25 protein-coding genes and 3 tRNA genes are annotated in these 26,568 nt (G+C 47.9%); 17 read left to right on the top strand and 11 right to left on the bottom strand.

Annotation, left to right across the window (positions count from 1 at the left end):
• Positions 1 to 63: 63 nt before the first annotated feature.
• The gene (locus R2X38_RS05725; protein WP_317521211.1) at positions 64 to 321 is read left to right on the top strand and encodes a YiaA/YiaB family inner membrane protein; all 258 of its coding nucleotides are present in this window, start codon (positions 64 to 66) and stop codon (positions 319 to 321) included.
• 2 nt (positions 322 to 323) lie between these two features.
• Positions 324 to 773 carry a hypothetical protein gene (locus tag R2X38_RS05720; RefSeq protein ID WP_317521210.1) on the top strand — a complete coding sequence of 150 codons (450 nt, stop codon included), beginning with the start codon at positions 324 to 326 and terminating at the stop codon, positions 771 to 773.
• Between the two features lie 87 nt (positions 774 to 860).
• On the opposite strand, the gene rplT is transcribed toward R2X38_RS05720, so the two are convergent.
• The 4 genes from rplT to thrS all read right to left on the bottom strand — a co-directional run bounded on the left by rplT (position 861) and on the right by thrS (position 4,033).
• Complete coding sequence (rplT, locus tag R2X38_RS05715) at positions 861 to 1,214, bottom strand: 50S ribosomal protein L20 (RefSeq protein WP_007469869.1); 354 nt, start codon at positions 1,212 to 1,214, stop codon at positions 861 to 863.
• 41 nt (positions 1,215 to 1,255) lie between these two features.
• A complete protein-coding gene (gene rpmI / locus R2X38_RS05710; RefSeq protein ID WP_007469870.1) occupies positions 1,256 to 1,450 on the bottom strand; it encodes a 50S ribosomal protein L35 in 195 nt (64 codons plus the stop codon).
• A gap of 96 nt (positions 1,451 to 1,546) precedes the next feature.
• Positions 1,547 to 2,098, bottom strand: coding sequence for a translation initiation factor IF-3 (gene infC, locus R2X38_RS05705; protein ID WP_082060595.1), 552 nt, complete (start codon positions 2,096 to 2,098; stop codon positions 1,547 to 1,549).
• A gap of 3 nt (positions 2,099 to 2,101) precedes the next feature.
• Complete coding sequence (thrS, locus tag R2X38_RS05700; RefSeq protein ID WP_317521207.1) at positions 2,102 to 4,033, bottom strand: threonine--tRNA ligase; 1,932 nt, start codon at positions 4,031 to 4,033, stop codon at positions 2,102 to 2,104.
• A 306-nt stretch (positions 4,034 to 4,339) separates the two neighbouring features.
• Here thrS and hutC point away from each other — a divergent pair, with 306 nt between their 5' ends.
• From hutC to hutH, 5 genes are all read left to right on the top strand, one after another.
• Positions 4,340 to 5,050 (top strand): histidine utilization repressor, encoded by a 711-nt coding sequence (hutC, locus tag R2X38_RS05695; RefSeq protein ID WP_317521206.1) that lies wholly within the window; start codon positions 4,340 to 4,342, stop codon positions 5,048 to 5,050.
• Positions 5,051 to 5,462: 412 nt separating this feature from the next.
• Entirely contained in the window at positions 5,463 to 6,695 is a 1,233-nt protein-coding gene (hutI, locus tag R2X38_RS05690; protein WP_317521205.1) for an imidazolonepropionase, read from the top strand.
• Between the two features lie 10 nt (positions 6,696 to 6,705).
• On the top strand, positions 6,706 to 7,731 hold the full coding sequence (hutG, locus tag R2X38_RS05685; protein WP_317521204.1) for a formimidoylglutamase: 1,026 nt from the start codon (positions 6,706 to 6,708) through the stop codon (positions 7,729 to 7,731).
• Between the two features lie 55 nt (positions 7,732 to 7,786).
• Positions 7,787 to 9,475, top strand: a complete 1,689-nt coding sequence (gene hutU, locus R2X38_RS05680; RefSeq protein WP_317521203.1) for a urocanate hydratase — start codon at positions 7,787 to 7,789, stop codon at positions 9,473 to 9,475.
• Positions 9,476 to 9,768: 293 nt separating this feature from the next.
• Positions 9,769 to 11,301, top strand: coding sequence for a histidine ammonia-lyase (gene hutH / locus R2X38_RS05675; RefSeq protein WP_317521202.1), 1,533 nt, complete (start codon positions 9,769 to 9,771; stop codon positions 11,299 to 11,301).
• A 109-nt stretch (positions 11,302 to 11,410) separates the two neighbouring features.
• Here hutH and R2X38_RS05670 read toward each other — a convergent pair whose 3' ends face one another.
• From R2X38_RS05670 to R2X38_RS05645, 6 genes are all read right to left on the bottom strand, one after another.
• Complete coding sequence (locus R2X38_RS05670) at positions 11,411 to 12,145, bottom strand: DUF3726 domain-containing protein (protein WP_317521201.1); 735 nt, start codon at positions 12,143 to 12,145, stop codon at positions 11,411 to 11,413.
• Positions 12,142 to 13,857 (bottom strand): hypothetical protein, encoded by a 1,716-nt coding sequence (locus R2X38_RS05665; protein WP_317521200.1) that lies wholly within the window; start codon positions 13,855 to 13,857, stop codon positions 12,142 to 12,144. Before R2X38_RS05665 ends, R2X38_RS05670 begins: the two co-directional genes overlap by 4 nt.
• A gap of 105 nt (positions 13,858 to 13,962) precedes the next feature.
• Positions 13,963 to 15,555, bottom strand: a complete 1,593-nt coding sequence (locus R2X38_RS05660) for a BCCT family transporter (protein WP_317521199.1) — start codon at positions 15,553 to 15,555, stop codon at positions 13,963 to 13,965.
• A gap of 94 nt (positions 15,556 to 15,649) precedes the next feature.
• On the bottom strand, positions 15,650 to 16,642 hold the full coding sequence (locus tag R2X38_RS05655; RefSeq protein WP_317521198.1) for a membrane dipeptidase: 993 nt from the start codon (positions 16,640 to 16,642) through the stop codon (positions 15,650 to 15,652).
• A gap of 10 nt (positions 16,643 to 16,652) precedes the next feature.
• The gene (locus R2X38_RS05650) at positions 16,653 to 18,113 is read right to left on the bottom strand and encodes an aldehyde dehydrogenase family protein (protein WP_411184684.1); all 1,461 of its coding nucleotides are present in this window, start codon (positions 18,111 to 18,113) and stop codon (positions 16,653 to 16,655) included.
• A gap of 4 nt (positions 18,114 to 18,117) precedes the next feature.
• Positions 18,118 to 18,510: a RidA family protein gene (locus R2X38_RS05645; RefSeq protein ID WP_411184682.1), complete on the bottom strand. Its 393-nt coding sequence runs from the start codon at positions 18,508 to 18,510 to the stop codon at positions 18,118 to 18,120.
• 156 nt (positions 18,511 to 18,666) lie between these two features.
• On the opposite strand from R2X38_RS05645, the gene R2X38_RS05640 reads away from it, so the two are divergent.
• The 3 genes from R2X38_RS05640 to R2X38_RS05630 all read left to right on the top strand — a co-directional run bounded on the left by R2X38_RS05640 (position 18,667) and on the right by R2X38_RS05630 (position 21,319).
• Positions 18,667 to 19,563: a LysR family transcriptional regulator gene (locus R2X38_RS05640; protein WP_317521195.1), complete on the top strand. Its 897-nt coding sequence runs from the start codon at positions 18,667 to 18,669 to the stop codon at positions 19,561 to 19,563.
• 230 nt (positions 19,564 to 19,793) lie between these two features.
• On the top strand, positions 19,794 to 20,657 hold the full coding sequence (locus R2X38_RS05635) for a fructosamine kinase family protein (protein WP_317521194.1): 864 nt from the start codon (positions 19,794 to 19,796) through the stop codon (positions 20,655 to 20,657).
• Positions 20,658 to 21,115: 458 nt separating this feature from the next.
• Complete coding sequence (locus tag R2X38_RS05630; protein WP_317521193.1) at positions 21,116 to 21,319, top strand: CPXCG motif-containing cysteine-rich protein; 204 nt, start codon at positions 21,116 to 21,118, stop codon at positions 21,317 to 21,319.
• A 115-nt stretch (positions 21,320 to 21,434) separates the two neighbouring features.
• On the opposite strand, the gene R2X38_RS05625 is transcribed toward R2X38_RS05630, so the two are convergent.
• Positions 21,435 to 22,049: a riboflavin synthase subunit alpha gene (locus R2X38_RS05625; protein ID WP_317521192.1), complete on the bottom strand. Its 615-nt coding sequence runs from the start codon at positions 22,047 to 22,049 to the stop codon at positions 21,435 to 21,437.
• Between the two features lie 182 nt (positions 22,050 to 22,231).
• On the opposite strand from R2X38_RS05625, the gene R2X38_RS05620 reads away from it, so the two are divergent.
• From R2X38_RS05620 to R2X38_RS05590, 7 genes are all read left to right on the top strand, one after another.
• A complete protein-coding gene (locus R2X38_RS05620; protein ID WP_317521191.1) occupies positions 22,232 to 23,602 on the top strand; it encodes an MATE family efflux transporter in 1,371 nt (456 codons plus the stop codon).
• A gap of 100 nt (positions 23,603 to 23,702) precedes the next feature.
• Positions 23,703 to 24,746, top strand: a complete 1,044-nt coding sequence (locus R2X38_RS05615; RefSeq protein WP_317521190.1) for a DUF3080 domain-containing protein — start codon at positions 23,703 to 23,705, stop codon at positions 24,744 to 24,746.
• 127 nt (positions 24,747 to 24,873) lie between these two features.
• Positions 24,874 to 25,134 carry a DUF5062 family protein gene (locus tag R2X38_RS05610; RefSeq protein ID WP_317521189.1) on the top strand — a complete coding sequence of 87 codons (261 nt, stop codon included), beginning with the start codon at positions 24,874 to 24,876 and terminating at the stop codon, positions 25,132 to 25,134.
• Between the two features lie 81 nt (positions 25,135 to 25,215).
• A complete protein-coding gene (locus tag R2X38_RS05605; RefSeq protein ID WP_317521188.1) occupies positions 25,216 to 26,004 on the top strand; it encodes a ParA family protein in 789 nt (262 codons plus the stop codon).
• A gap of 281 nt (positions 26,005 to 26,285) precedes the next feature.
• A tRNA-Val gene (locus tag R2X38_RS05600) sits at positions 26,286 to 26,362 on the top strand.
• Between the two features lie 29 nt (positions 26,363 to 26,391).
• Positions 26,392 to 26,468: transfer RNA gene (locus R2X38_RS05595), tRNA-Val, on the top strand.
• A gap of 26 nt (positions 26,469 to 26,494) precedes the next feature.
• Positions 26,495 to 26,568: transfer RNA gene (locus tag R2X38_RS05590), tRNA-Val, on the top strand.

Genomic DNA, 26,568 nt, shown 5'->3' with positions numbered 1-26,568 from the left:
ATCCAACATGACCTAGATTAATAAAACACCGTTCGATTGATAGATGAAACAAGGAAAGAAATCATGGGATCACAAGACAAATACTGGCTTAACTATGCAAAACTCACTTTTATTATCGCTGTTGCAGCAATGATTATTAGCATCGTGATGCTGCCTGGCGATCTGCTCATAAAAGGCTATTACAGCATTTGTAGCCTCTTTCTCATCAGCGCCACTATTACGTTAAGTAAAGCTGTGCGTGATGAAGCTGAATCCAAAAAGCTACTCCAGAAGCTGGAAGAAGCTAAAACAGCCCAACTGCTCAATGAATTAGATGATTAGACATGGCATTTGATAGGTCTCTAACCTCAGCATGTCTCAAGCTTGTGGAGCAAATAAAGCAGCTTAAGTTATTGCGTGAAGCTAAGGAGGGGCAGCTCTCTGAGCTTATCATTAAGCAACAGACGCTTAAGTTACAGCACAAGAAATGCGAGCAGGATACTGAGGCGATGATCACTCCCTCATCATGTAATACAGAGGAAAATGAAGCCAGTGCGTTCAAGGCTTTGCTGCGACGAAGCTGGCAGTTAAAGCAGGCAATAGATAAACGTCATACGTCTGTCCAGCGCCTTGAACTGCAAATCTCGCGATTAGAGAAACGGATTGAGGCTGCGTTGATAATGAAAGCAGACGTGATGAAAGTGCTTAAAAAAGGAGAAGGAAATCAGAAATTGCAGAGTGGAATAAATTTAATGCTGACTAAAAACCAGTTGTTACTGGGGCAATATGACTAGTGATGTCTTATCAGCCCTATTTGATTTTCGACCCAAAAGAAAAAAGGAGAGCCGAAGCTCTCCTTTCCACATCAAAACTGACTGAAATTACAGTGCAGCTTTTGCTTTTTCAACTAGTACTGTGAAAGTAGCTTTGTCGAATACAGCGATGTCAGCAAGGATCTTACGATCGATCTCGATAGATGCTTTCTTAAGACCGTTGATGAAGCGGCTGTAAGACATACCGTTCTGACGAGCAGCAGCGTTGATACGTGCAATCCATAGTTGACGGAAAGTACGTTTCTTGTTGCGACGGTCACGGTAAGCGTACTGACCAGCTTTAGTAACTGCTTGGAAAGCTACGCGGTAAACACGTGAACGTGCACCGTAGTAACCTTTAGCTTGTTTAAGAACTTTCTTGTGACGTGCACGTGCTTGTACACCACGTTTTACGCGAGGCATAGGAGACTCCTAACTAAATTAAAATATAAAACTAAAAACGATTAAGCGAACGGAAGCATACGTGCAACAGCTGCCACTTCACATGCAGGAAGGATAGCGTTTGGACGAAGCTGACGTTTGTTCTTAGTAGTACGTTTAGTCAGGATGTGACGCTTAGTTGCGTGCTTAAACTTAAAGCCACCAGCAGTTTTCTTGAAACGCTTAGCAGCACCTTTGTTGGATTTCATCTTAGGCATGATGAGACTCCGCATTGTTGATAGTTAATAACATAGTAATCAGGCGAACAAAAAGCGCTGCGGTTAAGCAGCGCTTTTGCTACTTGAATGCCGTAATTACTTCTTCTTAGGGGCAAGCATCATCGTCATTTGACGACCTTCAACCTTATTAGGGAAGCTTTCAACAACCGCTAGGTCGCCTAGGTCTTCTTTAATACGGTTTAGAAGATCGATACCAAGACTCTGGTGGGCCATTTCACGACCGCGGAAACGCAGTGTGACTTTACCCTTGTTGCCCTCTTCTAAAAAGCGAGTCAGGTTGCGCAGTTTTACCTGATAATCGCCTTCGTCTGTACCAGGACGGAATTTAACTTCCTTAACCTGGATTTGTTTCTGCTTTTTCTTTTGCTCTTTAGCAGCCTTGCTCTTTTCGAACAGGTACTTGCCGTAGTCCATCACACGACAGACTGGTGGCTCGGCATTAGGGCTGATTTCAACTAGATCAACACCAGCTTCATTAGCAGTATTCATTGCTTCTTCAATAGAAACAACACCAATTGACTCACCGTCAAGACCAGTAAGACGTACTTCGCGTACGCCACGAATTTCACCATTCAGACGATGTGCATTCTGCTTAACTGGTGCTTGGGTTCTTCTTCCGCCTTTAATACCTTATTCCTCCACAATATTGAGCTTGCGACTGCTAATCTCTTGCTGCAGGTAAGCAACAAGATCGTCAATCTTAAATTTACCCAAATCTTTACCCTTGCGAGTACGAACTGCAATCTCGCCTGCTTCAACTTCTTTGTCGCCGCAAACAAGCATGTAAGGCACTCGCTTCAAAGTATGTTCGCGAATTTTAAAGCCAATCTTCTCATTTCTCAAGTCCGCATTAACACGAATTCCAGATTTTTGAAGTTTTTCGACTACTTGTTGAACATATTCTGCCTGGCCATCAGTGATATTCATCACAACCGCCTGTTGAGGCGCCAACCAAGTTGGGAAGAAGCCGGCATATTCTTCGATAAGGATACCGATGAAACGCTCTAGTGAACCAAGAATAGCACGGTGGATCATAACTGGCGTATGACGCTCGTTATTTTCACCAACGTAAGTTGCACCTAGACGCTCAGGAAGTGCGAAGTCTAACTGAACTGTACCGCACTGCCAAGCCCTATCTAGACAATCGTGCAAAGTAAATTCAATCTTAGGACCGTAGAACGCACCTTCACCCTCTTGGATCTCGTAAGGGATCTCCATTGATTCTAGCGCAAGTTTCAGATCCGACTCAGCTTTATCCCACATTTCATCAGAACCTACACGCTTCTCAGGGCGTGTAGACAGCTTAACAACGATGTTGTCGAAGCCGAATGTCTTGTAGGTATCGTAAACCATTTCGATACAGCTAGTTACTTCAGCCTGTACCTGCTCTTCTGTACAGAAGATGTGGGCATCATCCTGAGTAAAGCCACGCACACGCATAATGCCGTGTAGCGCACCTGATGGCTCGTTACGGTGACATGAGCCGAACTCAGCCATACGTAGCGGAAGGTCACGGTAAGATTTCAGACCTTGGTTGAAGATCTGAACGTGGCCTGGACAGTTCATTGGCTTGATAGCGTACTCACGGTTCTCAGAAGACGTCGTGAACATCGCTTCAGCGTATTTGTCCCAGTGACCAGAGCGTTCCCAAAGCACGCGATCCATCATTAGAGGACCTTTCACTTCCTGGTAACCGTACTCAGTCAGTTTTTCACGGATGAATACTTCTAGATCACGGAAGATAGACCAACCATTGTGGTGCCAGAACACCATACCTGGTGCTTCTTGCTGCATGTGGAATAGGTCTAGCTGCTTACCGATTTTACGGTGGTCACGCTTAGCCGCTTCTTCTAGGCGAGTAAGGTGTGCTTTAAGTGCTTTCTTGTCGTGGAAAGCAGTACCGTAGATACGCTGAAGCATCTTGTTGTCGCTGTTACCACGCCAGTATGCACCCGCAACGTTCAGCAGAGTGAAGTGCTGACAGAAACCCATATGCGGTACGTGTGGACCACGACACATATCGATGTATTCTTCGTGGTGGTATAGGCCCGGACGGTCATCGCGAGATACGTTCTCATCCAGGATTTCCATTTTGTACGGTTCGCCACGTGATTCGAATGCATCACGCGCTTCCTGCCAGCTTACCTTTTTCTTGATAACTTGGTACTTGGTCTTCGCCAGCTCTTTCATACGCTTTTCGATCTTTTCTAGATCTTCTTGCGTAAGCGACTCTTCTAGGTCGATATCGTAGTAGAAGCCGTTGTCGATAGTTGGACCAATCGCCATTTTCGCTTCTGGGTAAAGCTGCTTGATAGCGTGGCCAAGAAGGTGAGCACATGAGTGACGAACGATTTCAAGACCGTCTACTTCATCTTTAACCGTGATGATTTCAAGGCTAGCATCTTCTTCAATAAGGTCACACGCGTCTACGCGGTTACCATTAACACGACCGGCAATAGTTGCCTTCGCAAGACCAGGACCGATCGATTGCGCGACTTCCATTGTAGAAACTGGGTTGTCAAATTGACGCTGACTGCCGTCAGGAAGAGTAATTACAGGCATGTAAATATCCTTTCACAGTGGTCTTGCACACCAAGCAAGACATGTTGAATTAAAAATATAAAGCTTTGAGAGCTAAATAAAAGAAAGCTCAGGGGTCCGGCGCTGCAATACTGAGCAGACCAAAACCGCTAAGCGAGGTTGCAACTATAACAAACGCCTATGACAGATTGCAAAGCCGCGCCACATTTTATTTTCTTACGCACTTAAACCTCACAATACTGTCGTCACCTCACGCAAAAGCACACAGAAACTTGAAATCAACAATAAATGTTGCTTTGATTTGTATAGGCAATTAGGAAAAGCGTTATGGCTCAGTCACCTCGTTATCAACAGATCAAAAGTTACTTGTTAGAAAGGATTCATACTCGCCAATGGCCTCCGGGCCACAAAATCCCGACGGAAATGGCGTTATCTGAACATTTCTCGGTAAGCCGCATGACAGCCAACAAAGCTATTACGGAGTTGGTAAAAGAGGGTTTTCTTGAAAGAACGCCGCGATTGGGGACTTTTGTCTGTAACAAAAAAGCCGAATCCCCCCTGATGGAGATCCGCAACATTGCCGAAGAAGTAAAAAATCGGGGTCACCGCTATTCTTCTGACGTCATTTCCCAATCGACTATCCATGCCACCGAAGATATCGCATTACGATTGGGCGTACGCCAAGGCACAGAAGTCTATTTCACCCAAATCGTCCACTTCGAAAATAGCTCACCGATTCAACTCGAAGAGCGTTGGGTAAACCCGCAACATGCACCGGCTTATATCAAGCAAGACTTCAGTTCACAGACACCCAATGAATACTTGGTGAAAGCCTGCCCGCTCAGTGATATCGAGCATACCGTTGAAGCGCTGTTGCCTCCCCAGCGAATTGCAGACCTGCTAAAAGTCAGCCCACAGTCACCTTGTCTGCTGCTTAATCGCCGTACCTGGAGCAACAGCAATTTAATCAGTACTGCCCTGCTCTATCATCCTGGCAACAAATACAAACTGAGCTCAAGGACGAAGGTTGGAATGTAAAGCGGGCTCGGGGCTCGGGGCTCGGGGCTCGGGGCTCGGGGCTCGGGGCTCGGGGCTCGGGGCTCGGGGCTCGGGGCTCGGGGCAGCAATTCTAGATATAAATAAGCAACTAATAATTGATATTTTTGTTTGGAAAAACCATCTGTTAATAGCTATGGATTTGGAAAGTTCGTCAATACCAACCACAGGACCATAAACCCTCACTTCCTTGGGCCACTCGCGCCCAAATCTTCCTCTACCTAAGTGCCCTTCAAACGTGCGATCCCTCTCATAAACTGACGATTGTCAGCAATTAATTACAATTACGATCACATTTCATTTACATCCCACCTTGAAATTCAACCTTTAATTGCCTATTTATTTGTATATACATTATCGATTGCAGAACACTAAATAACTTCAGGGTCACGAAATGGATAGAGTGCTGACAAACGTCAATATGGTCACCCTAGCGGGCGAAGCTGGCTACCAAGTCATCGGTGATGCCATGATTGGTATTCAAGATGGCATGATTATGTATGCCGGTCACAAAGATCATTTTGACTGCCACGGTCACCCTGAAGTCATTGACTGCCAAGGCGCATTGGTGACACCGGGTTTAATAGACTGCCACACTCACCTTGTCTTTGCCGGCAACCGTGCAGAAGAGTTCGAACAACGCCTTAATGGTGTGCCGTATGAGCAAATTGCCAAAGCTGGCGGTGGGATCCTGTCAACCGTACGTGCAACCCGCGAAGCGTCAGAAGATACCCTTTTCAAACTGGCATGCGAGCGTCTGCAAGGTTTAAAAAATGAAGGGGTAACCACAGTCGAAATTAAATCAGGTTATGGCCTCACTCTTGAAGATGAGCTGAAAATGCTCAGGGTAGCCCGCCGGATTGGCGAAATGCCAGATATCAATGTATCGACGACCTTGCTCGCTGCCCATGCTCTCCCACCAGAATACGCGGGTGATCCCGATAGCTATATCCAATTCATCTGCGATGAAATCATTCCAATCGCTGCCCAAGAGCACTTAGCCGATGCCGTCGATGTGTTCTGCGAAGGCATTGGTTTTAGCATCAGCCAGTGCCAACAAGTTTTCCGGTCTGCACAAAAGCATGGCCTTGCCATTAAGGGACATACTGAGCAGCTTTCAAACTTGGGCGGCAGTGCCATGGCTGCACGGATGGGGGCCCTGTCTGTTGACCATATTGAGCACCTCGATAACGAGGGGGTTGCTGCGCTCGCCGCCTGTGGCACCGTGGCAACTTTGCTGCCCGGCGCATTTTACTTCCTTCGTGAAAGCCAAATGCCACCGCTTGATCAGCTGCGTCAACTGGACGTGCCAATGGCAATTTCCACTGATTTTAACCCGGGTACATCACCCATCGCCTCTATTCGCACCATGATGAACATGGCATGTACCTTATTTCGGTTAACGCCCGAGGAATGCCTGCGTGGCGTTACAGTCAATGCAGCTAAAGCTCTGGGACTAGATGAGCAACGAGGGCAGATTTGTTCGGGCATGAAAGCGGATTTAGCCATTTGGAATTTATCTCATCCAGCTGAGCTGTCATACCGTCTAGGAGTACCTGATCTCAAGGCGCGAATAGTTAATGGCGAATTGTTCAATCAAGCTAGTTTTTGTAGTTCAGGGCAATAAGGAGAATCCCATGTCGGTAGATATGAGTATCTGGCAAGGCCGAAGCGATCCCGAAGACGGAAACCTTGGGTTACGTTGGCATGAGGTGATTAAGCCAGCAGATGAAGTGAATGATGCTGGCATTATGCTGCTAGGCTTCGCTTGTGATGAAGGTGTTTCTCGTAACAAAGGCCGTACCGGTGCCTATGATGCCCCTATCACGATTAGAAGAGCCCTGGCAAACCTTGCTTGGCACCATACCGAGCCCGTATACGACGGCGGCGATATTTCCTGCAACGATGGCAACCTTGAACTAGCTCAAAAACGCTTAGGGGAAGATGTCTGCCGGGCACTGCGCCAGAAACACAAAGTCATTGTTTTTGGTGGGGGCCATGAGGTGGCTTGGGGCACTTTTCAGGGTATTGGCAGTTATTTACTGCAAAAGCAGCACGCTCAGGAAGGTGTTATTGAGCCTGAAGAATTAGACACCATCCTGCCGGTTCCCAAAATTGGCATTATTAATTTCGATGCCCACTTTGATCTGCGAAATCCGCCATCAGGTGGCTCTGCCGAGCAAGGCAGCTCAGGAACGCCTTTCCAACAAATCGCACGGTTTTGCGAATTACAGGGCTGGCCGTTCAACTATGCCTGCCTCGGCTTGAGCCGAGCAGCCAATACCCAGGCATTGTATGAGAAAGCCGACAAACTGGGTGTGCTTTATTTCGATGACTGTGAACTCACCCACCAGCGCCTACCACTGGTGATAGAGTCACTGGAACACTTTATCGCCCAATGTGATTACCTCTATCTCACCATAGATATCGATGTGTTCCCAGCCAGTACTGCACCGGGCGTCAGCGCACCCGCAGCACGCGGCGTACCGCATGACATCATTGAACCATTAATCAATACCGTATTAGCTGCCGAGACTCCCTCGGGGGAGAAGAAAGTTCTGGTTGCTGATATGGCGGAATATAACCCGAGATTTGATATCGACAACCAAACAGCACGACTCGCTGCGCGATTGGCCTGGACCATCGCCCGTGCCCTACGTTAATTAACGCCGCTGTCTCTATAAACTATTACAGTGACAGCATTGCAAGGAGAGCCACATGACACATGATACCCAACCACGCTTGGATGAAAGCCGCACCATTATTGCCCCAACGGGCACAACGCTAAATGCCAAGTCATGGTTAACCGAAGCGCCACTTCGGATGTTGATGAATAACCTCCATCCCGACGTGGCAGAACATCCACACGCTTTGGTGGTATATGGCGGCATTGGTCGTGCTGCAAGGAATTGGCAGTGCTATGACAAAATTGTCGAAGTGCTAAAACGCCTTGAAGAAGATGAAACATTGCTGGTTCAATCCGGTAAGCCTGTTGGGGTATTCAAAACCCACAGCAACGCGCCACGGGTATTGATTGCCAACTCAAACTTGGTCCCTCACTGGGCTAACTGGGAGCATTTCAACGAGCTCGATAAAGAAGGCTTGATGATGTACGGCCAGATGACCGCGGGTAGCTGGATCTATATCGGCTCGCAAGGCATCGTACAAGGCACCTACGAAACCTTTGTTGCTATGGCAAAACAGCACTTCGATGGTGACAGCTCGGGTCGCTGGATCCTGACAGGTGGTCTTGGTGGTATGGGTGGTGCTCAACCTTTGGCTGCTACCATGGCCGGCTTTTCAATGATTGCGGTTGAATGTGATGAGAGCCGTATCGACTATCGCCTACGTACTGGTTACGTTGATTGCAAAGCTACTTCTCTTGACGAAGCCCTAGCGATTATCGAAGAAGCGAAACAAACCGGTAAGCCAGTATCTGTTGGCCTGCTTGGCAATGCGGCAGATGTTTTCTCTGAAGTTGTTCAACGTGGCATTGTACCAGATTGCACCACCGACCAAACCTCTGCCCATGACCCATTGAATGGTTACCTGCCGCAAGGCTGGACCATGGCACACGCTGCCGAGATGCGCCTGAGCGACGAAGCTGAAGTCGTAAAAGCTGCTAAGGCGTCGATGGCTGTTCAAGTCGAAGCGATGCTAGCTCTTCAGAAAGCAGGCTCAGCAACCGTTGATTACGGGAATAACATCCGCCAAATGGCTTTTGAAGTTGGCGTGGAGAATGCCTTCGACTTCCCAGGCTTTGTTCCTGCTTATATCCGTCCTTTATTCTGCGAAGGTGTAGGGCCTTTCCGCTGGGCTGCGCTGTCTGGCGATCCGGAAGATATCTATAAAACAGATCAAAAAGTAAAAGAGTTGATCCCTGATAACCCTCACCTACACAATTGGCTCGATATGGCTCGTGACCGTATCCAGTTCCAAGGTTTACCTGCACGAATCTGTTGGGTAGGTCTTAAAGATCGCGCTCGCCTAGGCAAAGCATTCAACGAAATGGTCAAGAACGGTGAGCTGAAAGCACCGATTGTCATTGGTCGTGACCACCTCGATTCCGGCTCTGTCGCCAGCCCTAACCGTGAAACAGAAGGCATGATGGACGGCTCTGACGCGGTATCTGACTGGCCACTGCTTAATGCCTTGTTGAACACCGCTTCTGGCGCCACTTGGGTATCACTACACCATGGTGGTGGCGTAGGCATGGGCTTCTCACAGCACTCAGGTATGGTGATTGTCTGTGATGGAACAGATGAAGCCGCTGAACGCGTTGGCCGTGTACTGCGCAATGACCCTGCGACCGGTGTTATGCGCCACGCCGATGCCGGTTACGACATTGCGGTTAATTGCGCCGAAGAACAGGGCCTCGACTTACCGATGATCCCATCAACCCAATAAATATAAATATACCCAAGTAAATTCAAGATGCTTGGTTCAGCGAGAATTACTTGGATGGTAGGCAAGACAGCGATTTGTAGGTCTAGTGGCTCTAAATCAAAAATCGCTAACACCGCCTAATATTCAAGTAAACTCGCCCTTTGGGAGCTCATCAAGGCACCCACTCCAGTGTCAAATAACCTTGAAATAGAATAACTATTCCTAGCGGTTATTTTCCTTGGATTGAGTACCTTGATGAAGCTCTGAATCATACAACTTGAAATCACTTGGGTATAACACCAAAAGGACGTTGTATGTACCAAATTGAAATCAATCCAGGGAAACTGTCTCTCAAGCAGCTTCGACATATTAGTCGCCACAAAGTGACACTGTCACTCAGCAATGCAGCTTATGATGACATGTTAGCCAGTACCCAGGCCGTTGAGCAGGTGATCGCAGAGGACAGAGTCGTTTACGGCATCAATACAGGTTTTGGTTTGCTCGCTAACACTCGTATCGCCGTCGAGGATCTAGAGACCTTGCAACGCAGTATTGTTCTGTCCCATGCCGCTGGCATTGGTCAGTTCATGGAAGATCATACGGTCAGACTGATGATGGCCTTGAAGATCAACAGTCTTGCCCGTGGTTACTCGGGGATCCGCCCTAAAGTGGTTGAAGCGCTTATCACGCTGGTTAACGCTGAGGTCTACCCTTGTATCCCGCAGAAAGGATCCGTAGGTGCATCAGGCGATCTAGCGCCATTGGCTCATATGAGCACGGTACTGTTGGGTGAAGGACAGGCCCGTCATAATGGCGAGGTAATTAGCGGCGCGGCAGCACTGAAAATTGCCGGTTTAGAGCCTATCACCCTTGCACCAAAAGAAGGCTTGGCACTGCTCAATGGCACGCAGGCTTCCACTGCTTTTGCGCTTGAAGGTTTGTTTGCCGCCGAAGATCTGTATGCCTCAGGTACCGTCTGTGGTGCTATGTCTGTCGATGCAGCGCTTGGTAGCCGCCGCCCGTTTGACCCTCGTATCCATCGCGTGCGCGGTCACCGTAGCCAGATTGATGCTGCGATGGCCTATCGCCACCTACTCGACAAAGAGAGCGAAATTGGCTTATCTCACCAGCAGTGTGAAAAAGTCCAAGACCCTTACTCTCTTCGCTGTCAGCCTCAGGTTATGGGGGCTTGCCTGCAGCAAATCCGACACTCTGCGGATATTCTGGAAATCGAAGCCAATGCGGTTTCTGACAACCCATTGGTGTTTGCCGAAGACGGTGACATCATTTCAGGGGGGAACTTCCATGCGGAGCCAGTTGCCATGGCTGCCGATAATCTAGCACTGGCCATCGCCGAAATTGGCAGCTTGTCAGAGCGCCGCATGGCCCTGTTAATCGATAGTGGGCTGAGCAAACTGCCACCTTTCTTGGTCGATAACGGAGGAGTGAACTCGGGCTTTATGATTGCACAGGTGACGTCAGCAGCACTGGCTAGCGAGAACAAGACCCTCGCTCACCCAGCTTCGGTTGATAGCTTACCGACATCGGCTAACCAGGAAGATCATGTCTCTATGGCCACCTTTGCAGGCCGCAGGCTCAAAGATATGGCTGAGAATACCCGGGGGATCTTGGCTGTTGAGCTGCTCGCCGCTGCACAAGGCTTGGATTTCCGCTCGCCAAACCGCAGTTCAGAGCGCTTGGAGCAAGCCAAGGAAATGCTACGTGCACGTGTGAGCTTCTACGATAAGGACCGCTACTTCGCACCAGATATCGAAAAAGCCAATGAGTTGTTGCTGGAAGCCCATTACAACACGCTAATGCCTTCACAACTGTTGCCTAGCCTCTGAGTAAAGGCACACAACAGATTGGTATAGAGTGATATAAAAGCGCCTCATATTGATTTAATATGAGGCGCTTATTTTATGTTTTCCACTATTTGCTATGCGCTACTTGCGATTAAGCGACCAGCTCCCCCGCCCCTTTGGCAGAGGCTTCACTGTTCTCGACTAAGAATACCGTTGCCGCTTGCTTGAGTTTTTTCCACTCTGCATCGTCAACCTCTATCCCCTCACGCCAAGCTTTTAAGTAGGTGTTTCGTAAACTGGCTGAATCGATTTGCTGATACCCTTGCACACTCGGAGATGGGAGAGCGAAGTTAGAAACCGATAATTCAATGGTCATATCATGCACATTTACATTGCCTTCAGTGACTTCATCGTGTTGATATAGCTCAGGGAATACACACCCTTTATTGAGCACATAGAGGGTCTTTTTCGCATCAGAACCATTTGACCATTGCGCCTTACAGGCCAGCCCTTTCGCTGACAGCTTCACCAGTTCGCTATAAGCAAGCCAACGGTTATGGCAATTGCTGACATGGATAGTCAGTGATTTCGTCTCTATCATTTGCTCAACCGCATAATCAATCACGCTGGGTAAATGACAAGCGATGCTCGCTCCAGCCATGTCGACTTCAATTTGATCCGGCGTAGGCTTTGCCAAGGTGACCGGGCTATCTTTTTCATTGGCCAAAAAAGGCACGGCGGTATTAAAGTGGCTAACACCATTGAGACCTACCATCTGCAGGTCAGCGACCATATTTGCTATCACATCCGCTTCACCACAGCAGCGTCGTAAACCCAGGAAGGCTTTGTATACGGCAGTCACTAGTTCATTATGAGATACAATCATTTTGCTTCTCCTGCTGGATCTTGCTCTGTTAACTCTGCTACCGAAGGCAGGGTTGGGAATAACCACTCACCATCGTGTATTTCATCCAGCAAGGGGGCACCTTGGAAGAAAGTCACTTGCACCCAACGGTCAGAGCGCGGATCGAACTTGGTTGCACCAAATACCGCAAGCTTACAGCGCAACAAGTGCATAGGTAGCGAGCCTTTGTGTAAGACATTCATCTGGATATCACCCATAACTTTGTTTCCCAAAGTCCATGCCCTCTTGGCAATCCCCCTGAACTGCGGATTCAATACCAAAAACTCGGCCAAGGTTTGTTGCGGCTCGCTTTGTAGCAAGGCGCTATAAAGTCGATATACCTGACGGCCAATATCCAAAGGCAGCTCACGCTCTTCACCCGCCTCTACACCCCGCACACCGAGGCGCGGCTCTTCTTTGTCTTGCGAGCGATACCAAAACCAATAGTTGTTCTCCGGCAGTTGGAAATCAGTCTCAATGGCCCAACGGTAACGACTTTCTAATAAGTGCATGAGATCTTGCACTTTCTTACCGCTGGTCAGTGCTAACGTCTCATCGCCGTTCATTTTCTCTTGATAGCTATCTGCAATGTCCGGATATAGCTCCATCACGCAAGAAAGAATAATTTCTTGTGCTTCCAACCCAAGATCTTGCGAAAGCTCAACAAAGGCATGCCAATCTGATGTGCGCTCTAGAGCTAAGTTGGCAATTTCCTTTCTGAAAGAGGTTAACTCTTCAGTGGCCTGTTTGTTCAGTTCACGCTGGTGATCGTCAATCGTGACGACTTGTGTAAGGTGAATCACCGCCTGCTGTAGCAAATAGCTAAGCTGAGGCAACTTAGCTGAGTCAAAAGGTTGATCTAATATCTCACCCAATGCTTGCTCACGAGTGGTCATCCACTGATCAACAATACAAGGGTGGTTGATCAAATAGGGGGCCATTCCCAAACCGGTGGCATTACCCACGCCAAGGTAGCGTTGCAGTGAACGGTGCAAGGTTGTGGCTTTTTCACCTCCTTGCTGCTTCGCGAGATAATGAATCCAATCAAGACTAAACTCACGCAGCAAATACACGGCACACATCTGGGCACTGAAAGACTGGTGGAAGTCTGGGTTATCTTCCAGCAATTTGAAATCTGCAATACCGAACTTTCCGTTGCCGTATACCGCAGTCGTTCGCAGGATATAACCGACATTCGCCAACTGTTGTGGATCGGGCTGCTCACCTTGGGCAAGGCTAGACACTAAGTGTTCAAATACCCTCACACTTTTATTGGCACGGGCTAACACCAAGGCACTGTTAGGATTACGGCCAGCTTCCTGTATCGGTACATTGGCACGTAACCTTTCGAGTAACGATGAGTCAACCTCTCCTTGAATAAGGGCAAAAGTGACATCCCATTTTTCGGCAATGACACGGTCATTACGCTCTTCATCACTGATTTCGTCGCAGAACACCACAAGGTGATAGTGGTTTTGCTGGGTTTCTAGGCGATAAATCGCATGACCATAACCTTCAGGTGATAATTGCCAATCATATTGACTCACCTGCCATTTCTTCTGCGCCATCTGGCGAATAAAGTAACGGACAAAGCTGATTCGGTTTTGGTGCATTGCACCTAGTCTTTCCGGTGCCATAACCACTTCTGGCTGGCGTAAGGTGTTATCAGATTTCAGGGAACGATGTGCATCCATATTGCTCACCACCAATTTTATAATTATGTTTCTGGTTTAAGGCGTCCAACTACCGCCCGGGAATGATGTTGTAGAGTACGTGTGAATCCATTTGAATCTGTAGACTTAAACCCCTTGCTCTTTAGCCATCTTCATCGCAATTTTGGGGGCATCCCATAGCGACGGCAGCAGAATGAGCGATACCGGTACAGCGGTTATCACAATGAATGACTGCAGTGCCGATACCCCGCCGGAGCCAAGCGAAATCAATATAAGTGCCGTCAAACCCATCATCACGCCCCAGAAGGTTCGGATGAAAGCATTCGGCTCGGTTTCACCACTGATCACCACACTGATGGTGTAAGTCATCGAGTCACCCGTGGTCACAATGAAAATCGTGGTCAGGATCAAGAACAGAATCGATACAATTAGCGGGAACGGTAGCTGCTGGGTAATCGCCAGTAGTGCCCCCGGAAGATTGAATCCTTCAAACGCCTTACTCACTGAGCCTGGGTCGGCCACTTCAAATGCCACACCGGTACCGCCAACGATGGTAAACCAGAAGCAAGTCACGAGCGGTGCCATCACACTGTGAGTCATGACCAACTGGCGAATTGTACGGCCACGGGAGATACGCGAAATGAAGATTGCCATCATAGGGCCATAACCTAGGAACCAGCCCCAGAAGAACACCGTCCACCAGCTTAGCCAGCCTTCATCGCCACGGTAAGTAGACATTGGTATGAAATTATCCAACATGGTGCCAACACCTTGCAGATAACCATTGATGACAAAGTTTGTCGGGCCAACCAGCAAGATGTACAGCATCAGGCCAACCGCCAAGATAATATTCCAGCGGCTAAGGATCTGGATCCCGCGATTCAGACCACTCAAGGCCGAGATGGTATAGATTGCAATGGCAAACAAAATGATGATCAGTTGAGTGGTAAAACCATCAGGAACGGCGAACAAGGCATTTAGGGCATAGCTGATTTGCAAACCGAGGAAGCCAATAGGGCCGATTGTCCCTGCAGCCACCGCAATAATGCAGCAGGCATCGATTGTCGCGCCAATAGCTCCTTTGAGGGCTCGTTCACCAAGCAAAGGATAAAGCAACGTACGGGGTTTAAGCGGTAGCCCTTTGTCATAGTGCAAGTGCATCAGCACAATAGAAGTTAAACATCCGGTGATAGCCCAGGCCAGAAAGCCCCAGTGCATAAATGACTGTGAGAGGCTGTTAATCGCCTGCTGCCAAGGTGTCGCGGCCTCGCCGTACAGCGGCGGAGCGCTAACATAGTGCGCAATCGGCTCTGCCGCAGCCCAAAATACGCCACCACCCGCTAAAAGCGTACACAACATGACGGCAATCCAGCGGAAGGCATCGGTTTCAGGCTCATCCAGGTTGCCAAGTTTAACGTGGCCTGTTCTGCCTGCTGCCAAAGCGAGGCCAATCAAAAAGGTAAGTAGCAGCAGAATTTGCCAGTAAGGACCAAAATATTTAACCGACCAGGCAAACCCTGTATTTACAAAAGAAGACAGCAACTCATTGTCATATAACGCCAAGGTGACAAACAGAGCGATAAAGCCGCCACTAAGCCAGAGTACCGGATTATTAACACCGAGCTTTTCTGTTAGGGTTTCTGTTGTAGGGTGTGTGCTTTTCTGCGAAGGCTGAGTATTAATGGTTTCAGCCTTTGCCGTGTTCATAATGTCAGACATAAATTGTCTCCAGCGGTTAGTGGATTTGTCTGGGCAAAGATAATTAGGTGGCCTGCTGGAGTTATTGGAATGGCAGGCCTTTTAAGTATTTGTGTTACTGCTCGGCGGGCTCAATACCGCTTTGCAGGAAGTTGAACCAGTTACCGCCAATGATTTGGCCGGCTTCGGCTTTACTGAAACCTGTCTTGATCAATCCGTTGTAGATGTTTTCCATCCCACGGCTACCGCTAAACCAAGGCAAGGCATCAGGCCAGCCCGAATTGCTTGCTGAACCTTCACCGTAATCCATCGCTTTCGACCAACGGCCGTTTCGCATCCATTCAAGCACTGATTGTGGTTGGTTCAGGCACAAGTCACTGCCGATACCGAGATGCTCAACGCCGACCATTTCTGCGGTGCGGGCAACCATCTGGCAAAAGTCTTCCAAGGTACAGTGGCTGCCATTTGGCAAATGGAACGGATAGAGGCTAAAGCCCAACAAACCACCTCTGGCAGTCAGTGCCTTGATAACGGTGTCCGACTTATTCCGCAGCGCATCATGGGCAAAGGTCGGATTGGCATGGCTAATGCAGATCGGGCGTGCCGATAAATCAATTGCATCAAGGGTTGAACGCTCGGCACTGTGCGACATATCGATAATCATGCCGACACGGTTCATCTCCTCAATCACCTGCTTACCAAAGCGAGTGACACCGTTATCGTTTTGTTCGTAGCAACCTGTCGCCAGCAGGCTTTGGTTGTTGTAGGTCAGCTGCATGATCAACAGCCCCTGACGACGCATCACCTCAACCAAACCAATTTCATCATCAATGGGTGAGCAGTTCTGCGCTCCGAACATGATCCCGACCTTACCTTGCGCCTTCGCGCTCTCAACATCTGCCATCGAAAGCACCGGCATGATCAGATCAGCATTGCGTTCGAACAACAGGTTCCACTCAGCAAAACGGGTCAAGGTTTCACGGGCATTCTCGTGGTACACCAAGGTCGCGTGCACGGCGTGGATACCGCTGGCCTTCAAGGTCTGGAAGTACTCTCGGTCCCAATGGCAGTACTGCAAACCGTCAATCACTATTTCCTGCTGGTACATAGGCCACTCCTTAGTAAGGACGCTGGTAGGCAGTTTTCACAACGGTGTAGAACTCTTTAGCGTATTGGCCTTGCTCGCGAGGACCAAAGCTCGACTCTTTGCGGCCACCAAATGGTACGTGGTAATCCGTCCCCGCAGTCGGCAGGTTCACCATGGCACAACCGGTTTGGATCTGCTCTTTGAACAGCGCGCTGGTGCGCAGGCTCTGGGTGATAATGCCGCCGGTTAAACCAAATCGGGTATCGTTGGCTGTGGCAATGGCTTCATCCAAATCAGACACCTTGATGACACAGGCCATAGGGGCGAAGACCTCTTCTTGGTTCACTTCCCAGCTATTTTGGGTGTTCACGAACAGGGTTGGTGACATGTAATAGCCTTCGTGTTTCAGGTTCAAGCGCTCGCCGCCAAAGGCTAGCTCAGCGCCGCTTTGACGGGCTTTCTCCACCCAACCGAAGTTAGCTTCAAGCTGCTTGCCATCAACCACCGGCCCCATGAAAATGCCATCCTCTAATGCGTGGCCTACTTTCAGCTCACTCATGCGCTTGATTAACGCTTCAACGTAGGCATCGTGTATACCGTCCATCACGACCAAGCGGGATGAAGCAGTACACTTCTGCCCTGCTCCGGAAAACGAGCCGGCAATGGTTGCTTCAACAGCGATTTGGATATCGGCATCATCAGCAACAATCAAAGCATTCTTGCTCCCCATTTCAAGCTGACAGCGAACAAAGTTTGGCGCAGTTGCAGCCGCCACTTTACGGCCAGTGTCTACCGAGCCCGTAAAGCTCACCGCTTGGATCTGCGTAGAGTTAATCAGCGTATCCCCGACTTCCGCCCCGCTGCCCAGTACCAAGTTGAACGTGCCAGCTGGCAAGCCTTGGCGGGCAATGATTTCAGTTAGCGCCACTGCGCTGGCTGGAGTTAGATTGGCCGGCTTCCAAATCACACTGTTACCAAAAGCCAATGCTGGGGCAATCTTCCATGCTGCTGTCGCTGTCGGGAAGTTCCAAGGCGAGATAATCGCTACTGTACCCACGGCTTCCCGAGTCACTTCCACAGAGACACCCGGACGAACAGAAGCGGCAGTATCACCAACCTGGCGTAGCACCTCAGCGGCGTAATACTGGAAGAACTGACCAGCGCGGTAGATCTCACCTCGACCTTCTGCGAACGGCTTTCCTTCCTCGCTGGATAACAAGCGGCCCAGTTCGTCACAACGAGCAATTAGCTCGTCACCAATGGCCTGCAGCACTGCCAGCTTGCGTTCCATCGGGGTTTTCTCCCACTCTGGTTGCGCCGCATTAGCCGCATCAATGGCGAGTTGAACCTGGGCTTGGCTGGCTTGGGCGAAATCACCCAAGTTTTCACTGATGTCTGATGGGTTGATGTTTGCTACAGTGCGTTGGCCTGACTGCCACTCACCTGCGATATAAAGGGATTGCTCTGCTTGAATTGTCGTTGTCATTGCCATTTCCTTATTCCTTCACCGCGGCGTAAACCACTAGCTCAACTAACATTTCTTCTCGTGCCAAACCAGCTACGACCATGGCAGCACGATTTGGGTATGGGGCATTGAAGTACTCGGCATAAACCTTGTTGACGGTGGCAAGGTACTCTCTGTCAGTCACATAAATCAGTACCTGCAATACAGAATCCATTGACTCACCCGCACACTCCAAGGTGTGAACTAGGTTGTCCAATGTTTTGCGGGTCTGGGCATCGATCCCGCCGTCCACCACAACGCCATTCTGATCAATAGGGATCTGCGCGGTGTAGAGCGTTCCGTTATGGGTGATCGCCCACTCAAGCGGGGCTTTCGATGCAAAGAGAGAGGTTTTGACAGCTTGCTTTTTATCTTGAAGGCTCACGCTCAACTCCATTTTTTGTAATCAACATGTTTCGAGATGGTTAAATCATGCACTAAAAGTACTGATATATCTAACGGTTATTTTTTTACAATTGATAAATTTTATTTAACACCTTGAATCAGGCATGATGGATAAAGGGCTAACAAGGAGGTTGTAATGGGAATTAAGCTTCAGCAAATGATTCATTTTGTGATGGTGGTCGAAGAAGGTGGCTTTAGAGCTGCGGCGAAACGGGCAAACCGCTCACAGGCTGCACTGTCTACTTCTGTAAAAGAATTAGAAAGGATGCTGGGCCAAGCGTTGTTCGAAACCGGGCATAAGGCGCAACTCACCCCATTTGGCAAAGTTTCATACCCTAAAATTTCGCAGTTCTTGAGTATTTACAATGATCTAGATAATGATCTAAAAGCCATTGCCTCGGGTCAGCAAGGCAAAGTTCGCATCGCGTGTGTCCCTTCCGTTGCCGCTAAACTGATCCCGAGCGTGTTGGCAGCATTCTGTGAGCGCTACCCTAAAGTAGAAGTGAGTTTAATAGACGATAACGCCGCAGGGGTGGAAGCTAGGTTATTAGCCGGAGAAGTCGATTTAGCCTTAGGCAACTGCTCACAGCTTGAAGATAGTGCTATCTCATTCACTCCCTTATTGTCAGATCCACTTGGCGTGGTTTGCCTACAAGACAACCCTCTCGCCCAGCACGAACAAGGGATAAGCTGGGAAACCTTGCTCAAGCAACCGTTCATTCGTAATGGTACCTGTACTTTACTAGAATCAACGCCTGCCCATGTGCTCAGTGAGAAAGCGCTCTATTCCGTCGAGAACATCACCTCTTTATTTTCCGTTTTAGAATTGGGAATAGGTATTACCACCCTGCCTAAATTGGCTTTTCCTACAAATGAAACCAAGTTGGTCTGGCGTCCATTGATTGATCCACCATTGAAGCGTGATATCGGGATTTTCCGTCTCACCGACCGGACCATTTCGCCACAGGCAAATGCATTTTATTCTCTTTGCGTTGAATACCTTATGTATACCGGCGAAGCACTGGATAAATAAATTGCAGGTGATATGGCGGTTTGCGTTCCCCACCGCCAAAGCGGTGCCTAAATGGAGCCAAAGAAGTGATAATTGACGCTAAATGAAAAATTAATCAAAGGTTCATAGCCCTTCATTTGACAACCAAACTTTAAAACCTTGATAAATACCCAGTTATTAGCTCAATAAATAGACTACTATGTTGAGAGGCAACGAGCCCAACTGCATATTGATGTTTCGTGGAGGATGCTATGTGGCAAGCAATTTCTCACCAACTTTCTGAGGTATTGGATAGACCGTTCAAAATCAGTGAAAAGGAAGTGCTTGAAGGCGGTGACATTAATGAATGCTACTGCATCGGCGACGAAAACGAGCGCTACTTCGTCAAACTCAATGACCGCGAACGGCTTGTGATGTTCGAAACTGAAGCCGAAAGCCTGAGAATGCTCAACGAAACTGACTGCATTCAGGTGCCTCAGTTTATCCATCTTGGCACAACCAAAGACCGTGCTTTCATCGTGCTCAATTACCTGCCGACCAAAGTGATCGATAACCAATCGGCTTATACTCTTGGTGAACAGTTAGCGCGAATGCATGCCTGGGGCGAACAGGGCGAATACGGCTTTGATCTCGACAACTATGTAGGCCGAACCCCGCAGCCCAACCAGTGGCGTAGGAAGTGGTGCCGCTTCTTTGCCGAGCAGCGTATTGCGTGGCAATTGCAGCTCTGCTCAGAAAAAGGGATCGACTTTGGCAACATTGACACGATCACTGGTAAGGTTATCGACCTTCTGGTCCACCACCAGCCTAAGCCATCTTTGCTTCATGGTGATCTTTGGCATGGCAATACGGCCCTTACCGTCACCGGGCCGATCATTTTTGATCCTGCCAGTTACTGGGGCGATCGCGAGTGTGATATCGCCATGACCGAACTGTTTGGTGGTTTCCCACCTAGTTTCTATGAAGGTTACCAGTCTGTCTGGCCACTGGATGATGGTTACGAGGAACGCAAAGATCTCTACAACCTCTATCATGTTCTTAATCACTGCAACTTATTTGGCGGCAGCTACATCACCCAAGCTGAACAAATGATGGAAAAACTCGGGCTCAAATAAGTCTATTTTAACGGTTCGTCATTGGTGTAATAATGCTTACGCCAATGCCCCCCGCTGCGCCATTGCCGATCGCAAACTTAACTCGTTACTCGAAGTAAATAAGCAATTTATTGCATTTATTGAGTACCCTACTATTTCTAAAAGGTGCACATAGAACCATTATATTCTTTGCACCTTCTTTACTCCCATGCATTCACACAATAAATGTTCCAATTCTGACCTAAGTTTTATTTTATATATATAAACAAAAATTTATACGTCCAGCCTTTTTCCGTGTTCTACCTCCTGACTTTTACTTCTTTTTCGGTTTTTTCTATCACTTCAAACTTTATAGTTAATTTGAGGCGAAAACGAACGCTTAACGCTAAAGTTAAATCATTGAACTGAACCAGTCGTGTTCTTGAGAATTATTGCAACTTGGATGCTAATTCTTGTCATAAGTTTGCAAGGAGTACACTATGAAGAATTTCACAGAGCAAACAGTGGTATGTCCACATTGCGGCCACAACATCCCCATTACCCTTGATGCCAGCGCAGGTAGCCAAGAGTTTTATGATGACTGTCCTGCTTGTTGCCATGCTATCCACCTAAATATGCAAGTTGATGAGCAGCATAAAACCATCAATTTGTTTGTGGATGCTGATGATGAGCAAATATTCTAATCTTTCATGTTGGTGACAATTAATCACTAATATCAATAAGCAAAAACCCCTACTGCTATGTAGGGGTTTTCATTATTTCAAGCACTTTACTATTAGTGTTATTAGCCTTATTGATTTATGCAAGGCCCTTTTCTGACAATACCCTTTCTACGGTATCGACAATTGCTTGAGTTTGCGGATCAATTTCAATATTGACGTTAGCGCCCACTTCCTTGACGCAAAATAATGTTCTCTGCAGAGTTTCTGGAATAAGGTGAACACAAAAACGCTCTTCTTCAACCGTACCAATAGTCAAAGAACAACCATCCAAGCCAATATATCCCTTCCGTAATATATATTTATTGTATGACTTAGGAATTTCAAACCAAATCGTCGTATTGTTTGGCGAGACTACGATATCAACAATCTGCGTTACAGCATTGATATGACCCGACATGGAATGGCCACCTATTTCATCACCAAACTTGGCCGCACGCTCAATGTTCACCTTACCGCCAACATTAAGCTCTCCAAGGTTAGTGACTGCTAAGGTTTCTTGCATTAAGTCGAATGAGACATTATCGCCTTCTAGCTTGGTCACTGTTAAACAGCAGCCGTTATGCGCCACAGAGGCACCAACTTCCAGCCCTTCCCGCATCTCGCCGGACAAACGAACAACATGGGTTTGAAACGCTTCTTTCTTCTCAATCGCAATAACTTCTGCGGTGCCCTGAACAATTCCAGTAAACATAACAACTCCTGCGGATAAGCTAACTTTCAGCATGTTAACAGTAAACTTGCTTGGTAAAAAGCAAGCCAAATGATACTTAGCAAAGATTATGAATTTCTCTCTTTTGGCTCAAAGTCAATTGTGTCGCTTTAGCTAATCGTTATAATTCCCGCGTTATTTATTCTTCAATCAGGAGCGCTTTCGTGCACAACTATCGGCGTGAAACACGCCACCTCCTAAAATTGGCTATCCCTGTACTGGTTGCTTCTGTTGCTCAAACGTCCATGGGATTTGTCGATACCGTCATGGCCGGTGGCGTCAGTGCCACTGATATGGCAGCCGTATCGGTTGCTGCCAGTATCTGGCTGCCTGCGATCCTGTTTGGTGTTGGTCTGCTTATCGCCCTTGTACCTATTGTTGCTACCCTTAACGGCTCTGGCAAACGCAATAAAATCCCTTTTGAAGTCCAGCACGGTTTCCTGCTCGCCGCATTAATCTCTGTGCCTATCATCTTGGTACTCTATAACGCTGGTGCCCTGATTGACATGATGGATGTCGAAGAGGCTTTGGCAGAGAAAACCACGGGCTACCTGTATGCGGTATTGTTTGCCGTTCCAGGGTTCCTGTTCTTCCAAACCCTGAAAAGCTTCACTGAAGGCGTTTCAATGACTGTGCCGGCTATGGTGATCGGGTTTATTGGCCTGGCCTGTAACATCCCACTTAACTGGATCTTTGTTTACGGTAAGTTTGGTGCACCCGCTCTGGGGGGAGTCGGCTGTGGTGTCGCGACGGCGATTGTCTACTGGCTGATGTTCTTCTCGATGCTGGTTTACATTCGCTACAATAAAAAACTGCGTAGCGTTGGTATTTTCGACCACTGGCAGAAGCCGCAGATCAAAGCGGTCACCCGCCTGTTCCGCCTTGGCTTTCCAGTTGCCGCTTCAATCTTCTTTGAAGTCTCACTATTTGCCGCCATTGCATTGCTGATTTCACCATTAGGCTCGACCATAGTGGCCGCCCACCAGGTCGCCAGTAACTTCTCTTCGCTGATCTTTATGATCCCGATGAGCTTAGGTGCAGCCTTAAGTATTCGAGTTGGCCACCTTCTTGGTCGACAGGACTTCAACGAAGCCAAAATTGCTAGCCGTTGCGGTTTGATTGTGGCCTTTGTGACAGCTGCAATGACTGCGGTAATGACTGTTGTACTCCGCGAGCCAATTGCCGAGATGTACACCAATAACCGTGAAGTAATCATGATTGCAGGACAGCTATTGTTCTTGGCAGCCATCTACCAGTGTACCGATGCCATCCAGGTAGTGGCGGCCGGTGCATTGAGAGGCTATAAGGACATGCGGGCGATCTTCATCCGTACCTTTATTGCCTACTGGATCCTCGGCCTGCCGATTGGCTATATACTCGGCATGACAGATTGGATAGTAGACCCAATGGGCCCACATGGCTTCTGGATCGGAAACATTATCGGCCTAACTGCTGCAGCGCTTATGTTGGCTTCTAGGTTGTTCTGGGTACAGAAGCAAGACGAAGACGCGCAACTACAGATGTCTTTGCGCTAAGCTAGATTTCCTTGCAAGTTCAATAATTAAAGGCGGCCAATGGTCGCCTTTTTGTTTTGCTGCGTATACTTACCATACTACCAGTGACTAGTTCTGAAGCATGTATACAAAGCCCCATATTTTATTAAATACACTTGTTATCCTTCTGGCTCTTACGGGGTGTGAGCCCAATAGCGCTAAACGCAGTTTCAATACCTATAACGATAGGCTAGCCAATGTCCTTGATACCTCTCCTGCGACAATCAATGACGATGAGTTAGAAGCTTTCCCTGAGCCAAGAGACCTCCTACTTCCGGTTGAAGATATCCGCATCGATTTGCTTGATGCTTATGAACTGAGAAAGTGCGGCCTGTTTAACCTAATTGCCGAGCGCAACTCAATCCTTGGGAAGGTGCAGGACAAAACACGGCAACTCCGATACGAACTCATTCTGTTAAATGGCCTTAATCATTGCCAGGAAACATTACCGGATGATTCCGAAGTACTGCCTATGCTTGCTGGTTTCAAACAGCAAAAGCAAGCCCAACTTGCCCATCACCTGTGGAATATGTTCACGACTGAAAAAGAGTGGCGGCAACAGTTGACTATACATCATCAACCCTTTGAACTAGGTCTATTTTATGGTTTCGATGAAAGCCTAAATGCATTTAACCACCTTGCCTATATCCAACAGCACATCCAGGCCGGAACCAGTATTGAAGAAAAACAAGCCGATAGACTTATCAAACACCAAGAGCAGCTACATGCCCACCACTATTTCGGGCAGCTTATTTTTTCAATCCAACTTTCCACCTTATGGTTGGATAGCATTACCAACATGCTAGAAAAGAGTGAATCGGCGCTCATTTGCGGTCCTAATCGAAATCAGCAACAAGCCGAGTACCTAAGCAATGTTTTCTACAAATTCTTTGTTAACAAGCTGCAGCCATATCTTGCCGAACTGGATTCCCAGTACCAGCAAATTTCCCCGGCTCTGAGCGAACTGCTAAACCCTGATCATGCCAAAAACCAAGCCATTACACCTTACTACGAGAAGTACATAAGCGGAGAGCTACACGACCAGTTCAGGCAGGCGACCCTAAAACACGTCAGCTTTTGGCAAAGAACCTTCAAACGCTGCAATATCAAAGTGGGTATCCACTAACTCGCTAACGGTTACTGCTGCACTGCCAACAATTTCAAAGACTCAGCGCAAAGAAATGCGCCATGTTGCTATAAATGCGTGGCAACAGGCTCTAAGATGAAACTAACAACATTAGGCGGAGCCAAACATGAAGAAAAACAAGAACGATGCAAAGTTGCTGAAAAAAGCGCTCGAACTGGGAATGGCTTTTGCCCAAAAACAAGGGTTTGATGATTTAGACAAGTCCGTCTCATCAAAAGACAAAGTGGAGTGCATTTACCGTTTATTGGTTCAGTTCAGGCAAATCACCCCACTCCCTGAAGACAAAGAAGATGGCCCGAACATGAAACACAAACTGATCTTGTGGATTTCACGGCTTCTTCCACCCGACCACGAGTTATTACAATAAGCATTGCAGCTCATATTAGGCTAATGGTAGCCTATTCTTTCTAGACATTTACACATAGTTACCAAGGTAGGTTCAAGCATTATGCGTCGTGTTGTTTTCAATCAAAAAGGTGGGGTCGGTAAGTCCAGTATTACAGCCAACCTTGCCGCCATCAGTGCCGCTAAAGGCTATAAAACCCTTCTTATCGACTTGGATGTCCAAGGTAACAGCAGCCATTACCTTGGCTTTGATATCAACACTGACAACAACAAGAATATTGCTGAGCTGCTAAACCAAACTGTCGGGTGGTTTTCGGTGTCTACGCCAATCAAGTCTTACCCGCAGGCCACACCATTTGAAAACCTCGATATTATTCCCTCCAGCCCGAAGCTTGAAAAAATCGAGTCGGAGCTAGAACGCCGCTACAAAATCTACAAGTTACGCGATGCCCTTGATGAATTAGACAAGGAATATGATCGGATTTATATCGATACCCCACCCAACTTAAATTTCTTCAGCAAAGCCGCACTTATCGGTGCCAACAAACTGTTAATTCCGTTTGATTGCGACAGCTTCTCACAGCAGGCGTTGATGACATTGCTCAACAATGTGGCTGAACTCCGTGATGATCATAACCCCAAGCTCGAAGTGGAAGGGGTTATCGTCAATATGTTCAACGCCCAGGCCAAGTTCCCAGCGCAGATCATTGCAGATCTGAAAGATATTGGCTTACCTATCCTTGAGCCTTATCTACCGCTTTCTATCAAGATGAAGGAGTCACACTACCACCAGCAGCCGCTGATCCACTTACTGCCTTCGCATAAGCTTACCCAGTCATTCAACGATTTATTTGCAACTCTTGAGCAAACTGAAAGCGCAGAAGTCAGTTAGAGCACAGTAACCCAATAGCTTTTTCACCTTTAGTTAATACCAGCAGTCATCAAAAATGACTGCTGGTATTGGTTTATCTGGTGTGCAAATGCCAAGCCAGTAAATACAACGACGAATAAAAGTGATTGAAATCACAATTTTACCCACCTCGGCGGCGAGAAATAATCCGCCGCGCTCAAAGCATAAGCAAACAGTCACCATAACTAAAAAAAGCCAACTCAAACACTTGCACGAGGGATCATCACTCGCTAATATGCTCCTCGTTCCCACGGGAACGCAGTACGACCGTAGCTCAGCTGGTTAGAGCACCACCTTGACATGGTGGGGGTCGGTGGTTCGAGTCCACTCGGTCGTACCAATTTCTAGCTTAAAACTAGAACACAATTTGCGTCTGTAGCTCAGCTGGTTAGAGTACTACCTTGACATGGTAGGGGTCGGTGGTTCGAGTCCACTCAGACGCACCATTATCACTAAACATGATAATGACAGTACGACCGTAGCTCAGCTGGTTAGAGCACCACCTTGACATGGTGGGGGTCGGTGGTTCGAGTCCACTCGGTCGTA

Source organism: Photobacterium rosenbergii (assembly GCF_033022775.1).
GTDB lineage: Bacteria > Pseudomonadota > Gammaproteobacteria > Enterobacterales > Vibrionaceae > Photobacterium > Photobacterium rosenbergii_A.
Note: the sequence above shows the minus strand (reverse complement) of the source record. Positions and strands in the feature narration are given on the sequence as shown.